Here is a 13,278-nt window from a genome sequence, read left to right on the forward strand (position 1 = left end):
ATGCCAGAGCGGCACCGCCCGAAGGGCGACGCCGCTCTCGCACATCAACCGGCCCGATCAGATCGCCTCGGTCACTCGGCGCCCTTGAGCCAGCTCATCATCGGACGGAGCTTGGCGCCCGTCTGCTCGATCGAGTGCCCGGCCAGCTCCTCGCGGTGGCGCTTGAAGTTGGTCTGGCCGGAGTCGAACTCCTCGACCAGCTCGCGGGCGAAGCGGCCGTCCCGGATCTCGTCCAGGATGCGGCGCATCTCCTTCTTGGTCTCCGCGTTGACGACGCGCGCGCCGCGGGTGTAGCCGCCGTACTCCGCGGTGTCGGACACCGACCAGTACATCTTCGAGACCCCGCCCTCGTACATGAGGTCCACGATCAGCTTCATCTCGTGGAGGCACTCGAAGTAGGCGACCTCGGGCTGGTAGCCCGCCTCGATCAGGGTCTCGAACCCGGCCTTGATCAGCTCGGAGACGCCGCCGCACAGCACGGCCTGCTCACCGAACAGGTCGGTCTCGGTCTCCTCGGTGAAGGTGGTCTTCAGCGCGCCGGCCCGGGTGCCGCCGATGCCCTTGGCGTACGAGAGAACGAGCGGCCACGCGTTGCCGGTGGCGTCGCGCTCGACGGCGACCAGACACGGCACACCGCGGCCTGCGGCGTACTGACGGCGGACGAGGTGGCCGGGGCCCTTGGGCGCCACCATGGCGACGTCGACGCCCTCGGGCGCCTCGATGAGTCCGTAGCGGATGTTGAGGCCGTGACCGAAGAACAGCGCGTCGCCCTCGACGAGGTTCGGCGCGACGTGCTCGGCGTAGAGGTGCCGCTGGATGTGGTCCGGCGCGAGGATCATCGTGAGATCGGCCTCTTCGACGGCCTCCCCCGGCGTGAGGACACGCAGCCCGTCGGCCTCGGCCTTCTCCCGGCTCTTGGAGCCCTCCGGCAGTCCGACCCGCACGTCCACACCGGAGTCCCTCAGGCTCAGCGCGTGGGCGTGCCCCTGGCTGCCATATCCCAGAACGGCGACGTGCCGACCCTGAATCACCGACAGGTCGGCGTCGTCGTCGTAGAAGATCTCAGTCACATGCTTGCCTTTCCGAATCGATGGCCGCGACGTTGGCGGCCGCGACGTGCGCTTCTGTACACCGGGTGCGGCACCGGCACGGCACCGCCGTACGGCTCACGCGCTGCGGTCGAGCGCCCGGAGCGAGCGATCGGTGATGGACCGGGCGCCGCGGCCGATGGCCACCATGCCCGACTGCACAAGCTCCTTGATGCCGTACGGCTCCAGGACCCGGACGAACGCCTTCAGTTTGTCACTTGTGCCGGTGACCTCGATGGTCACCGCGTCAGGGGCGACGTCGACGCACCGCGCCCGGAAGAGGTTGACCACCTCCAGGACGTGCGATCGGGTCTCGTCGTCGGTCCTGACCTTGACCAGCATCAGCTCGCGCCGCACCGATTGGGCGCTGTCGAGCTCTACGATCTTAATGACGTTGACCAGCTTGTTGAGCTGCTTGGTGACCTGCTCGAGTGGCAGGGCCTCAACGTTGACGACGATGGTCATGCGGGAGATGTCGCTGTGCTCGGTGGGCCCGACGGCCAGCGAGTCGATGTTGAAACCGCGGCGGCTGAACAGCGCGGCGACCCGCGCGAGCACGCCCGGCTTGTTCTCGACCAGGACGGACAGCGTGTGAAGGCTCATGCCGCCCCTCCCCTCGCATCGGCGCAGGTCCGGTTGCCCCGCTCGCTCATTCTTCGCTCTCCCACTTCGGCGCCATGTCACGGGCGTACTTGATGTCGTCGTTGCTGGTCCCGGCTGCGACCATCGGCCAGACCATCGCGTCCCTGTGGACGACGAAGTCGACCACGACCGGCACGTCGTTGATCTCCATCGCCTTGCGGATGGTGGAGTCGACGTCCTCGGGCCGCTCGCAGCGCAGGCCGACACAACCGTACGCCTCAGCGAGCTTCACGAAGTCGGGAATCCGCTTGACCTGCTGCAGGTCGGTGTTGGAGTACCGCTCGTCGTAGAACAGGGTCTGCCACTGCCTGACCATGCCGAGACTGCCGTTGTCGATGACCGCCACCTTGATCGGCACACCCTCGATCGCGCAGGTCGCCAGCTCCTGGTTGGTCATCTGGAAGCAGCCGTCGCCGTCGATGGCCCAGACCGTCGAGTCCGGCCGGCCCATCTTCGCGCCCATCGCGGCCGGAACCGCGAAGCCCATCGTGCCGGCGCCGCCCGAGTTGATGAACGTGCCCGGGTGCTCGTAACCGATGAACTGGGCCGCCCACATCTGGTGCTGGCCGACGCCCGCGACATAGTACGCTTCGGGGCCGACGATGGCGCTCAGCCGCTCCATGACGTACTGCGGGGCGAGTGAGCCGTCGGCGAACTGCTCGTAGCCCAGCGGGTAGGTCCCCTTGTAGCCGTTGAGTATCCGCCACCACTCGGCGTAGTCGCCCTTGCGGCCCTCGGCCTGCTCGTTGCGCACGGCGGTGATCAGATCGCTGATGACCTCGCGGCAGTCACCGACGATCGGCACGTCGGCGTGGCGGTTCTTGGAGATCTCCGCCGGGTCGATGTCCGCGTGGATGACCCTGGCGTGCGGCGCGAAGCTGGCGAGCTGCCCGGTCACCCGGTCGTCGAACCTGGTGCCGAGCGCGATCAGGAGGTCCGACTGCTGGAGCGCGCCCACGGCCGAGACCGTGCCGTGCATGCCCGGCATGCCCATGTGCTGGGGGTGGCTGTCGGGGAAGGTGCCGCGCGCCATGAGCGTGGTGACGACGGGGATGCCGGTGAGCTCGGCGAGCTCGCGCAGTTCGGCCGAGGCGCCGGCCTTGTGCACGCCGCCGCCGATGTAGAGGACCGGCCGCCGGGACTCCGTCATCAGCCTGGCCGCCTCACGGATCTGCTTGGAGTGGGGCCGGGTGACCGGGCGGTAGCCGGGCAGCTGCATGACCGGCGGCCAGGAGAAGCCCGTCCTGGCCTGGAGCGCGTCCTTGGCGATGTCCACCAGCACCGGGCCGGGGCGGCCGGTGGATGCGATGTGGAAGGCCTCGGCGATGGTCCTGGGGATGTCCGCGGCCTTGGTGATCAGAAAGTTGTGCTTGGTGATCGGCATGGTGATGCCGGCGATGTCCGCCTCCTGGAAGGCGTCCGTCCCGATCAGCGGGCTGGACACCTGCCCGGTGATCGCCACGATCGGCACCGAGTCCATGTAGGCGTCGGCGATCGGGGTGACCAGGTTGGTGGCCCCGGGGCCGCTGGTCGCCATGCAGACACCGACTCGTCCGGTCGCCTGCGCGTATCCCTCGGCCGCGTGGCCGGCGCCCTGCTCGTGCCGTACAAGGACGTGCCGGACCTTGGTGGAGTCGTAGAGGGGATCGTACGCGGGGAGGATGGCGCCGCCCGGGATCCCGAACACCGTGTCGACCCCGACGTGTTCCAGCGCCCGGACTAGGGCCTGAGCACCTGTCATCTGTTCGGTCATCGGCTCGTTCCTTGTGGAGAGCTTGTGGCTGGTGGTGTCTGCTGGCACAAAAAACGCCCCATCCGCTGAGCGGAGCTGGGGCGCGCGCAGGACCGAGTGCTTCGTCAGGCTGCGCGCCTGCGAAGTACTACGAGGATCCCACCGCTATGCATGTCTACACGATGTCCGATCGACCCTCCCGGAGTCAAATCATGTGGAATCCCCGTCTCACGATCCGAGATCAGATCGGCGAGCCCCGGAGGCGGGCGCCCTACCCGGTGTTCTGCAAGGTAGTGAGCTTGAGTGAGTCGATGCCGCGGGCCGCGGTCGGGCGGCCGACCAGGTAGCCCTGGCCGCGCGTGCAGCCCATCTCCCGCAGCAGATCCAACTGCTCGGCACGCTCGATGCCCTCCGCTACGACGATCAGCCCCAGGTCGTGGCCGAGCCGTACGATCGTCCGGGTCAGCAGCGTGAGGGTCTCGTCGCGGCCGAGCCCCGAGACGAACGACGGATCGATCTTGATCATGTCCACATGGACCTGGCGGAGGAACGCGAGCGAGGCGTAGCCGGTGCCGAAGTCGTCGATGGCCAGCCGTACGCCGAGGGCGCGCAGCCGCGACAGCTTGCCGATGGTGTCCTCTGCGTTCTCGACCAGCATCTCCTCGATCACCTCGAGGGTCAGCGCGTCTGCGGGCAGGCCGCTCTCCGCCAGCGCCTCCGACACCGTCTCGACGAACCGCGGAGCGGTGATCTGGCGGACCGACAGGTTGAGCGACAGGCCGATCTCCCAGCCCTGCGCCCGCCACGCGGCGACCTCGCGGCACGCCTCACGCAGGATCCACTCGCCCAGCGGCACGATGAGCCCGGTGTCCTCGGCCGGTCCGAGGAACTGCTCCGGTGGTACGAAGGCACTGCCCCGGCACCAGCGGACCAGCGCCTCGACCGCCGTGACCCGTGTGGTGGCCAGGTCCACCACGGGCTGGTACTCGATGGCGAACTGGTTCTCCACCAGTGCCCGCTGCAGATCGGAGGCGATCTCCAGGCGGCGTACGACGTCGGCGTGCATGTGGGTGGCGAAGACCTCCACCCGCCGCCCGCCGAGATCCTTGGCCCGCGACATCGCCACATCGGCGTTGCGCAGCAGGTCCCCCGCGGTCAGCCCGTCCTCGGCGAACGCCACGCCCACGCTCGCGGTCAGCGCCATGTCCCGGTCGGCGACCCGGAACGGCTCCGACGACACCGCGCGTACGAGCCGTTCCGCCAGGTCGACCGCGGTCTGGGCGTCACCGCCCGACGTGCCGACCTCCAGCAGCACGGCGAACTCGTCACCGCCCCAGCGGGCCAGCGTGTCGTCGGAACGTACGGCCGAGCGCAGCCGCCGGGCGGCCTGGCCGAGCAGGTAGTCGCCGCTGGCGTGGCCGACGGAATCGTTGACCGCGGTGAACCCGTCGAGGTCCAGGAAGATCACGGCGGCTCCGCCCGCGCCGCGATGGGTGAGGACCTCCCGGGCGCGCTCCTCGAAGTAGGCCCGGTTGGGCAGCCCGGTCACCCCGTCGTGGAAGGTGAGGTGGGTGACCTGGTTGCGCAGCGCCACCTGGTCGCTCATGTCCCGCACGGTGACCAGGATCAGGTCGTCGCTGCGGATGTGCGGTGTGGCGACCGACTCGCTCGGCCGCCAGGTGCCGTCGGCCGCCCTGACCCGGCAGGTCACGCGGCGGCTCGATCGCGGCTCCCCGTCCTCGTCGCCGTCGGCGATGTGGCGCAGCAGCGCCTGCAGGTCCGGTACGTCCTCAGGATGGATGTAGTCGAAGATCGAGCGGCCGACCGGCTCGTCCGGGCGGTAGCCGTACATCGCCTCGACGTCCCGGCCGATCTCGTCGATGACGCCGTCGTGGTCGCAGACGAGCACGACGTCGCCCGTGTTCTCGGCGAGCCGGCGCAGTTTCCGCTCGCCCAGGTCCACCAGGTAGCGCATCCCGTCGGTCTCGACGAGCAGCACGAACAGCCGGCCGAACAGCACGAGCACGGTGGAGCCGGCCACCACGGCCAGCGTCCCGTCCCGGCCGGTCACGCTGTACAGGGTGATCACGACCGTGGCGACGGCCACCAGGACGAGCGGAATCGCCGCGGTCAGCACACGGGAGGGCACGGCGGCCAGGGCCGGAGGCGGCTTGCACGGCCGCTCCCGCTGCGTCCACGGGGCGGCGGCGAGTACGAGGAAGGCGGCGGGCGCGACGAGGCCGATCGCCAGCGGCGGGGCGTCCCCTTCCAGCCGGGCGAGCGCCGTGGCCAGTTCGGAGACGGTGACGGCCCCCAGCACGCCGACGCCGGTGAGTCCCACGACGCGGTTGCCCGACCGGGACGCGACGACGGCGGGTGCCACAGCACACGCGGCGAGCAGGCAGACGACGGGAAGCGCCATGGTGGAGAAGAAGGCGCCGGCGTCCTGAGCCTTGTGGAAGGCCGGCCCGAGCAGGGTCACCCAGCCGACCGCGAAGATCGACGCAGCGCTCAGGTAGGCGTCTGTGGCCTGTCTGACGACCCCCCTGCTGTACGCGGGAGGCTTCACGGACAGGCCGCATCCGATCGCCACGAGCAGCGACCCCACGAGCATCAGCAGGTCGGCGAAGGTGAGCACGAACGGGGTTCCGTCGGCCACCGGCCGCACGCCGACGCCGAGCAGCCAGGTGAGCGAACCGGCGGCGAGCCAGCGCCAGGCGGCGGGCTGGCGCCGATGCTCCGGCGCGATCCGGGCCACCGCCGTAATGAGCGAACCCGCCGCGAGCAGACTCGTGAGGACCCCGGCGATGGCCACGGTGAGGGTGGACGCGCTCCCCAGGAACAGGGCGGCGACGATGCCGGCCGCGCCGAGCCCGACCGCCGCGGCGACCGCGGCCCAGGGACGACGCCCGCCGGTCGCGCGTGTCGCCTCCGCTCCGGCCGGATCCGTCGCCGGCGCGTCCGATCCGGCCGGGCTCGCCGCTGACACGTCTTCCGCCGCGGAATCCTCCGCGACCGGCCCGGAGTCAGCCACGTCGTCCGCCGTATCGGCGGCGGAGGATGGAGCCGCACCGGCGTCGTCTCCGGTCGGGTGCGATGTCACTGCCCCTCCCCTTCCTAGAGACTCGGCCGCCCACAGAGACTCGGCCGTTCCCCGACCCGGCCGCCCTCGACTCGGCTTTACTCTCCCTGTCACAGGGTCAGTGTGCTCACAGCCGCCGACCGAGAGCGGGACAACCGCCGAGTCGTCACCGATCTGATAACCGGCCGTACACGATGGAGTTAACGCTACGCACCCGAGGTCACGGGGTAGCCACGTTCCGGAATCCTTTGAAACGGTGCCGCGTTCGCCGCCCGATCAGTACTCGCCGGTGATCATGTTAGCGAGTGGACGGCCGCTCAGGTAACGGATGATCTGCTCCCTGACCAGTCTCCTGATGCGGCGCGCCGAGGCGGGGGTGCTGCCGGCGACATGCGGAGTGATGAAGACGCCGGGGGCGGTCCACAGGGGATGCTCCGGCGGCAGCGGCTCGGTGGGGGCCACGTCGAGGACGGCACGCAGTCGTCCGCCGCTCACCTCGGGAAGCAGCGCGTCGATGTCGACGACCGAGCCGCGCGCGGCGTTCACCAGGACCGCGCCGTCCTTCATCCAGTTCAGGAAGCCGGCGTCCACCATGCGATCGGTGGCGGGGGTGGCCGGCACCAGCAGCACGACCACATCGGCCTTCGGAAGCAGCTTCGGCAGCGCGTCCTCGCCGTACACGTTCTCGCTCTCCCGCGGGGTGCGCGCCACCCTGACGACGTCCACCTCGAACCCGGCCAGGCGCCGCTCCACCGCCTCGCCGATCGAGCCGTACCCGACGATCAGCACGGTCGAGTCGGCCAGCGCGGCGGTGTGGTGGTAGTCCCACTCGCACCGCTGCTGTGCGAGGGCGAAGCCGGGGAACTCCCGCAGCATGGCGAGCATCGCACCGACCACCCACTCCGCCGTTCCCGCGTCGTGCACGCCGCGGGCGTTGCAGAGCACCGCCTGCTCGGGCAGATAGGGCCGGTACGCGTCGACGCCCGCCGTCACCGTCTGCAGGAGGCGCAGCCCGTGCATGCGGCCGAGCAGGGCCGGGATCCCGGAGATCCAGCCGAGCGGCGGCACCCAAATCTCGACGTCCTCCGGCTTGCCGGGCAGGTCTCCGTTGCCGTCGTAGATGGCACAGTCCGGCTCCGGCAGGCCCTCCGGAAGATCCGACAGCACGTCCATGATGTCCTGCGAGGGAACCCAGATCTTCATGGCATAAACCTTAGGTCGTGTCGCCGCGGAACCTTCCGTACGGACCGGGAGTATGGGAGGAGGAGGTCGAAAGGATGATCATAGCGGGTGGAGCGAGGGCGAGACCCCTGACGGCGCTGGCCATGGCGGCGGTCACCGTGCTCGGCGCGGCGTCGGCGGCGTGCTCGGGGTCGGACGGCGTGACGCCGGAGCCGGCGGCGACGGCCGCGCCGCCCTCGGCGGAGACCGAACCGGCCGCCCGGCCATCGCCGGAGAGAGAACCGGCCGCCGTCGACGGTCCGCGCACGCTGATCAGCGGACTGTCCGTACCCTGGGCGATCGCCTTCCTGCCCGATGGGGACGCGCTCGTGACCGAGCGGGACTCGACGCGGCTGCTCCGGGTGACGCCACAGGGGCGGCGGCGGCAGATCGATGTGATCGAAGGCGTGTCCCCGAGTGGTGAGGGCGGCCTCCTCGGAGTCGCCGTTTCCCCTGACTTCGCCACCGATCACTACATTTTCCTGTATTTCACCGCCGATGATGACAACCGGGTGGTCCGGTACCGCTACGGCGACCGCGGGCTCTCCGACCCCGTCGCGATCGTGACCGGCATCCCGAAGGGAGGCATCCACAACGGCGGCCGCCTGGCCTTCGGCCCCGACGGCCACCTCTACGCCTCCACCGGCGAGATCGGCGACACGGGACTCGCCCAGGACCGGAACTCACTCGCCGGCAAGATCCTCAGGATGACGGTCGACGGCAGGCCCGCCCCCGGCAACCCCTTCGGCAACCTCGTCTGGACGTACGGCCACCGCAACGTCCAGGGCCTCGCCTGGGACCGGCACGGCAGGATGTACGCCACGGAGTTCGGCCAGAACACCTACGACGAGATCAACCTGATCGAGAAGGGCCGCAACTACGGCTGGCCCGAGGTCGAGGGCATGGGCCGGAAGCCGGGGTTCACCGACCCGCTGCTCACCTGGTCCACCGACGAGGCGTCCCCGTCCGGCCTCGCGTACGCGGACGGCGCCCTGTGGGCCGCGGCCCTGCGCGGGCGGCGGCTGTGGCGCATCCCGCTGGACGACTCGGGCAGGACCGGCAGTCCCGTCGCCCTGTACACGGGTGACTACGGCAGGCTGCGGGCCGTGGCCACCGCCCCGGACGGAAAGCTCTGGGTGAGCACCAGCAACCGCGACGGCCGGGGCGAGCCACGCGACGGCGACGACCGGATCCTGGTCGTCCCGCCGTCGGCGTCAGCGGGTTGACGGGCAGATCACCTCGGCGCGCGGCTCGTACACGGTCCGGAACTCCTGCCTGCGCACGACCGTGCCGTCCTGCCGCAGGACGCGCGTCACCTGGGCGGTGAACCCGTCCCGTCCGGGGCTGGGGACGCAGGCGCCGACGGTCCCGGTCACGGCGCTGAGATGGGTGACGGCACCCGTGACCGGCCCCTGGATCTCCACCTCGTACCGCTTGGTGCTCCAGAGTGCGATCCGCAGCGCGCGTTCGGTGGTGTAGGCCTGGACCAGCACGGCATGGGGTGAGTCGTTCCGCCATTTCAGATCGGGCACCGGGTAGGAGACGGCGGCCTCCAGTCCGGTCGGCGCCCCCGGCTCGTGGGCGTCCGGCGGTGTGTGGTCGACGATCTCCAGTCCGGCGCGCACCACGGCGTTCAGCATCGCGGTGGCGAACGCGGAGATCCCGGGCACATCCGTACCGGTCTCCCCGCGGATCACGGTCGTACCGATCACTCCGCCGAATCCCGACCCGGCGTCCCGCCTGCCGAGGACCCTGTTCAGCGAGAACGTCTCCCCCGGCATGACCAGGTGGTGGTTCACGAGCCGGGCGGCCGCGGCGATGTTACCCGTGTTCGGCGCGCAGCAGGCGTTGGGCACGGTGTACCTGGCGATCTCCTCCTCGACCCCCGCCTTCAGCACGTCCTCGTCCGACAGCCGGGGCGGCCCGCTGGTCACGACCACCCGGATCGTACGGCTTCCGCCGCCGAGCGCCTCGATCACGTCGCCGGCCAGCCGCTCGGTGTCGACACGCTTGCCCGGCCGGGCGTGGACCAGTCGCGGCCTGCCGCCGACGATCGCGAAGCTCGCGTCCCTGGCCGCCTCCCGCCGATCGACGAACCACCGGCCCGTGGTCCGCCGTTCCAGACCGGCGACCGCACGTCGCGCGTCGAATCTCGGGCGAAGGTCGTCGCCGTCGGGCGTGAAGGTGAGATGGCCCGCGATCGCGTCGGGCGGAAGCTCGACCGAGGTCACCCCGTCGGTGAGCGTGATCGGCGCGGCGACGGCCTGCCTGGCCCAGTCAAGTGTGCGTCTCACCTCCGCCCTGGTGATCTTGGGCCGGTCCACCTGGGTGACCAGGGAAACCGTGACCTCCGGGGTGAGATAGGCCTTCTCGATCTGCCGGGCGACCGCCTCCCGGTCGAGCCGGTAGCCGACCCTGGGATATACCGGGACCGGGGTGACTCCCCGGAACACGACGTCGCCCTCCCGTCCGCTGACCTCCACGGCCGAGGCGATCTCCCCGCTGACCGCGGCGGCCAGGGTGTCCCGGTCGACGGAGATCACCGGACGGATCTCCCGGCCGCTGGTCAGCGCGTTCCAGACCCCCGTGGGGCTGGGAAAGCCCGTCGCCGCCAGCGCCAGCGTGGCGTCCACATCGAGGCTCAGGCCCGCGTCCTGCGGATTCACCGTCAGCCGCCGCGTGCCCTGCCGGATGATGATCGGCGCCCTGGTCTGGGCGTACAGCCTCTCGCGCAGGTCTCCGGCCGCCTCCGCCCTGGTCAGCCCGCCGATGTCGACGCCGAGAACGGTGGTGCCCGGCAGGATCCGCCCGGACATCGCGAAGGCAGGCACGAGGTACGCCAGCAGGAGTACGCCGAGCACGCCGACCAGGATGTAGCGGAAAAGCGCGCTCTTCGGCTCCGGGAGGGGATCGAGCACGGGCGGCGGAGGCTCCTCGCGGACCGTCCTGTCGGCGACGGGCCACGGTTCCACGACCGGCGGAGGGGGCGGTGGCAGACTGCTCTGCCGGTCGGCCCGGACCGGCGTGGCCGGGCGCGGGTTGTGCTCGCCGAAGATGTCGGCCGACACTCCGCGGGGCAGCGACGCCGTCCCGGCGCGTACCGGATGCTTCCTGCCGGTCGAGGACGGCGACGAGGTCGTGCTCTTGCCTGTGGACGCCGACGGAATGGGCTCGTCGGCGGTGTGCGGAGGAGAGTCGCCGCCGGAGGCCGGCGAGGCTGAGCCGGGCTGGGGTGGGACAGCCGACGGCGGCACCGCCGCGAACGGATCCGGCGGCGGATCCATGGACGCTCCGGCGTTCCGCACGCCTCGGTCTCCTCCGACTCAGGGGCAACTTCCTTCAGTTAACCGTAAAGCCCCCTCCGCTGAACACATCGCAAGCCCCCTCAACCTGTCCCCCTCCCCCGGGCCGTGATCTTGCGAATACTCGCACTCGAGGCCGGGAGCAGGCATTTCACGTTCGTGATCTTGCAGTTTCTCGCAGGCGTACCCTCTGAGCAGCGAAAACAGTGTCCGTGATCTTGCATTCGGAAGTGCAAGATCACGGAACACGTAGTCGCAGGTCGGGCGGCTCGGCTGCGAGTATCTGCAAGATCACGGAATTGATTCCGGCAGGTCGAGGAGCATCCCTGCGAGAATTCGCAAGATCACGGGAAGGGTCAGGGGTGGACGCCGAGCTTCTCCAGGATGAGCTCGCGTGCCCGGCCGGCGTCGGCCTTGCCCCGGCTCGCCTTCATCACCCCGCCGACCAGTGCGCCCACCGCGGCGATCTTCCCGCCGCGCACCTTGTCGGCGACGTCGGCGTTGTCGGCCAGCACCCGGTCGATGATCGCCGACAGCTCGCCCTCGTCGCTGACGATGCGCAGGCCGCGCTTCTCGACGACCTCGTCCGGAGTGCCCTCTCCGGCCAGCACGCCCTCCAGCACCTGGCGTGCCAGCTTGTCGTTCAGCGCCCCGGAGGCGACCAGTTCGGTCACCTTGGCGACGTCGCCGGGCGTGATCGGCAGATCGGCCAGAGCCGTACCCGCCTCGTTGGCCCGCCGGGCCAGCTCGCCCATCCACCACTTGCGTGCGTCCCCGGCCGGGGCGCCCGCCGCGACGGTGGCCTCGACCAGATCGATCGCGTCGGCGTTGTGCATGGCGGCCATGTCCAGGTCGGACACGCCCCAATCCTGCTGGAGGCGCTTACGCCGTACCGACGGCAACTCGGGCAGCGCGGCCTTCAGCGTGGCGACCCACTCCGGGTCGGGCGCGATCGGCAGCAGATCGGGTTCTGGGAAGTACCGGTAGTCCTGCGCCTCCTCCTTCGAGCGGCCCGAGGTGGTCTGGCCGGTGTCCTCGTGGAAGTGGCGGGTCTCCTGGACGATCCGGCCGCCCTCGGCGAGTACGCCGGCCTGGCGCTCGATCTCACCCCGGACCGCGCGCTCGACGCTGCGCAGCGAGTTGACGTTCTTGGTCTCGGTGCGGGTGCCCCACTCGGTCGAACCACGCGGCATCAGCGAGACGTTCACGTCGCAGCGCAGCGAGCCCTGCTCCATCCGGACGTCGGAGACGCCGAGCGAGCGCATGACCTCGCGCAGCTCGGTGACGTACGCCTTGGCGACCTCGGGGGCGAGCCGGTCGGTGCCCGTGATCGGCTTGGTGACGATCTCCACGAGCGGGATGCCGGCCCGGTTGTAGTCCACGATCGAGTAGTCCGCGCCGTGGATCCGGCCGGTGGCGCCGCCCACGTGGGTCGACTTGCCGGTGTCCTCCTCCAGGTGGACGCGCTCGATCTCCACCCGGATGATCTTTCCGTCCACCTCGACGTCCAGGTAGCCGTCGACGCACAGCGGCTCGTCGTACTGGCTGATCTGGTAGTTCTTCGGCATGTCCGGATAGAAGTAGTTCTTCCGGGCGAACCGGCACCAGGTCGCGATCGAGCAGTTGAGCGCGAGGCCGATGCGGATCGTCGACTCGATCGCCTTCTCGTTGGCCACGGGCAGCGACCCGGGCAGTGCGAGGCATACCGGGCAGACCTGCGTGTTCGGCGGCGCCCCGAACGTCGTGGAGCAGCCGCAGAACATCTTCGACCCGGTGCCCAGTTCGACGTGCGTCTCCAGCCCCAGCACCGGCTCGAAGCGCTCCAGCGCCTCGTCGTACGGCATGAGCGTCGCGGTATCAGCCATGCTGGTAACCCAGTCCTTCCAAAGCTTCGATCATGTCATTCCACCATCCCATCAGGGTCTCCGGGGCGAAGCGGGTCGCGTGACGCGCGTGCCGTCGCCGCGCTCGCGGAACAGGCCACGCGCGTCGCCGCGTACCTCGGCCACCGCGTCGTCCAGGCCGTGGGTGGCCGCCGTCGCCCCCGAAGTTCACGGCGTCCAGCAGGTTCGACTCACCGCCGGCGCCGCTGCCGACGAGGACGGGAAACGGCGGCATGCCCGGCGCGAAATCCTGAAACGACCCGAAGCCGTCGGTTTCGATGCGGGTGTTCACGCCGCCGTTCCTCCTTCCGGCGAATCCGGCCATACC

Annotated in this window: 9 protein-coding genes; 1 reads left to right on the forward strand and 8 read right to left on the reverse strand. The window is 70.2% G+C overall.

Translation table 11 applies throughout. The annotated features are described in order from the left end of the window. Positions 1-71 precede the first annotated feature (71 nt). From ilvC to ACQP1K_RS22535, 5 genes are all read right to left on the reverse strand, one after another. Positions 72-1,061 carry a ketol-acid reductoisomerase gene (gene ilvC / locus ACQP1K_RS22515; protein WP_433501619.1) on the reverse strand — a complete coding sequence of 330 codons (990 nt, stop codon included), beginning with the start codon at positions 1,059-1,061 and terminating at the stop codon, positions 72-74. Between the two features lie 105 nt (positions 1,062-1,166). Beyond that, positions 1,167-1,691 carry an acetolactate synthase small subunit gene (ilvN, locus tag ACQP1K_RS22520; protein WP_433497679.1) on the reverse strand — a complete coding sequence of 175 codons (525 nt, stop codon included), beginning with the start codon at positions 1,689-1,691 and terminating at the stop codon, positions 1,167-1,169. Between the two features lie 46 nt (positions 1,692-1,737). Then, positions 1,738-3,531: an acetolactate synthase large subunit gene (locus ACQP1K_RS22525; protein WP_433497680.1), complete on the reverse strand. Its 1,794-nt coding sequence runs from the start codon at positions 3,529-3,531 to the stop codon at positions 1,738-1,740. A gap of 202 nt (positions 3,532-3,733) precedes the next feature. After that, positions 3,734-6,565 carry a putative bifunctional diguanylate cyclase/phosphodiesterase gene (locus tag ACQP1K_RS22530; RefSeq protein WP_433497681.1) on the reverse strand — a complete coding sequence of 944 codons (2,832 nt, stop codon included), beginning with the start codon at positions 6,563-6,565 and terminating at the stop codon, positions 3,734-3,736. A gap of 255 nt (positions 6,566-6,820) precedes the next feature. After that, positions 6,821-7,747 (reverse strand): 2-hydroxyacid dehydrogenase, encoded by a 927-nt coding sequence (locus ACQP1K_RS22535; protein ID WP_433497682.1) that lies wholly within the window; start codon positions 7,745-7,747, stop codon positions 6,821-6,823. Between the two features lie 74 nt (positions 7,748-7,821). Between ACQP1K_RS22535 and ACQP1K_RS22540 the strand changes: the two genes are divergently transcribed. Beyond that, on the forward strand, positions 7,822-8,991 hold the full coding sequence (locus ACQP1K_RS22540) for a PQQ-dependent sugar dehydrogenase (RefSeq protein ID WP_433497683.1): 1,170 nt from the start codon (positions 7,822-7,824) through the stop codon (positions 8,989-8,991). On the opposite strand, the gene ACQP1K_RS22545 is transcribed toward ACQP1K_RS22540, so the two are convergent. From ACQP1K_RS22545 to ACQP1K_RS22555, 3 genes are all read right to left on the reverse strand, one after another. Next, complete coding sequence (locus ACQP1K_RS22545) at positions 8,980-11,070, reverse strand: VanW family protein (protein ID WP_433497684.1); 2,091 nt, start codon at positions 11,068-11,070, stop codon at positions 8,980-8,982. The two genes, ACQP1K_RS22540 and ACQP1K_RS22545, sit on opposite strands and share 12 nt — an antisense overlap. A gap of 353 nt (positions 11,071-11,423) precedes the next feature. Next, a complete protein-coding gene (gatB, locus tag ACQP1K_RS22550; protein ID WP_433497685.1) occupies positions 11,424-12,932 on the reverse strand; it encodes an Asp-tRNA(Asn)/Glu-tRNA(Gln) amidotransferase subunit GatB in 1,509 nt (502 codons plus the stop codon). Further along, on the reverse strand, positions 12,925-13,242 hold the full coding sequence (locus ACQP1K_RS22555) for a hypothetical protein (RefSeq protein ID WP_433497686.1): 318 nt from the start codon (positions 13,240-13,242) through the stop codon (positions 12,925-12,927). Before ACQP1K_RS22555 ends, gatB begins: the two co-directional genes overlap by 8 nt. Positions 13,243-13,278 lie beyond the last annotated feature (36 nt).

Source organism: Sphaerimonospora sp. CA-214678 (genome assembly GCF_050942215.1).
Classification (GTDB): Bacteria; Actinomycetota; Actinomycetes; order Streptosporangiales; family Streptosporangiaceae; genus Sphaerimonospora.

What these genes read in the sequence shown, in the direction of transcription:
- ilvN (WP_433497679.1), bottom strand. Translation starts at nt 1,691, where the DNA reads ATGAGCCTTCACACGCTGTCCGTCCTGGTCGAGAACAAGCCGGGCGTG.
- ACQP1K_RS22535 (WP_433497682.1), bottom strand. Translation starts at nt 7,747, where the DNA reads ATGAAGATCTGGGTTCCCTCGCAGGACATCATGGACGTGCTGTCGGAT.
- ACQP1K_RS22540 (WP_433497683.1), top strand. Translation starts at nt 7,822, where the DNA reads ATGATCATAGCGGGTGGAGCGAGGGCGAGACCCCTGACGGCGCTGGCC.
- gatB (WP_433497685.1), bottom strand. Translation starts at nt 12,932, where the DNA reads ATGGCTGATACCGCGACGCTCATGCCGTACGACGAGGCGCTGGAGCGC.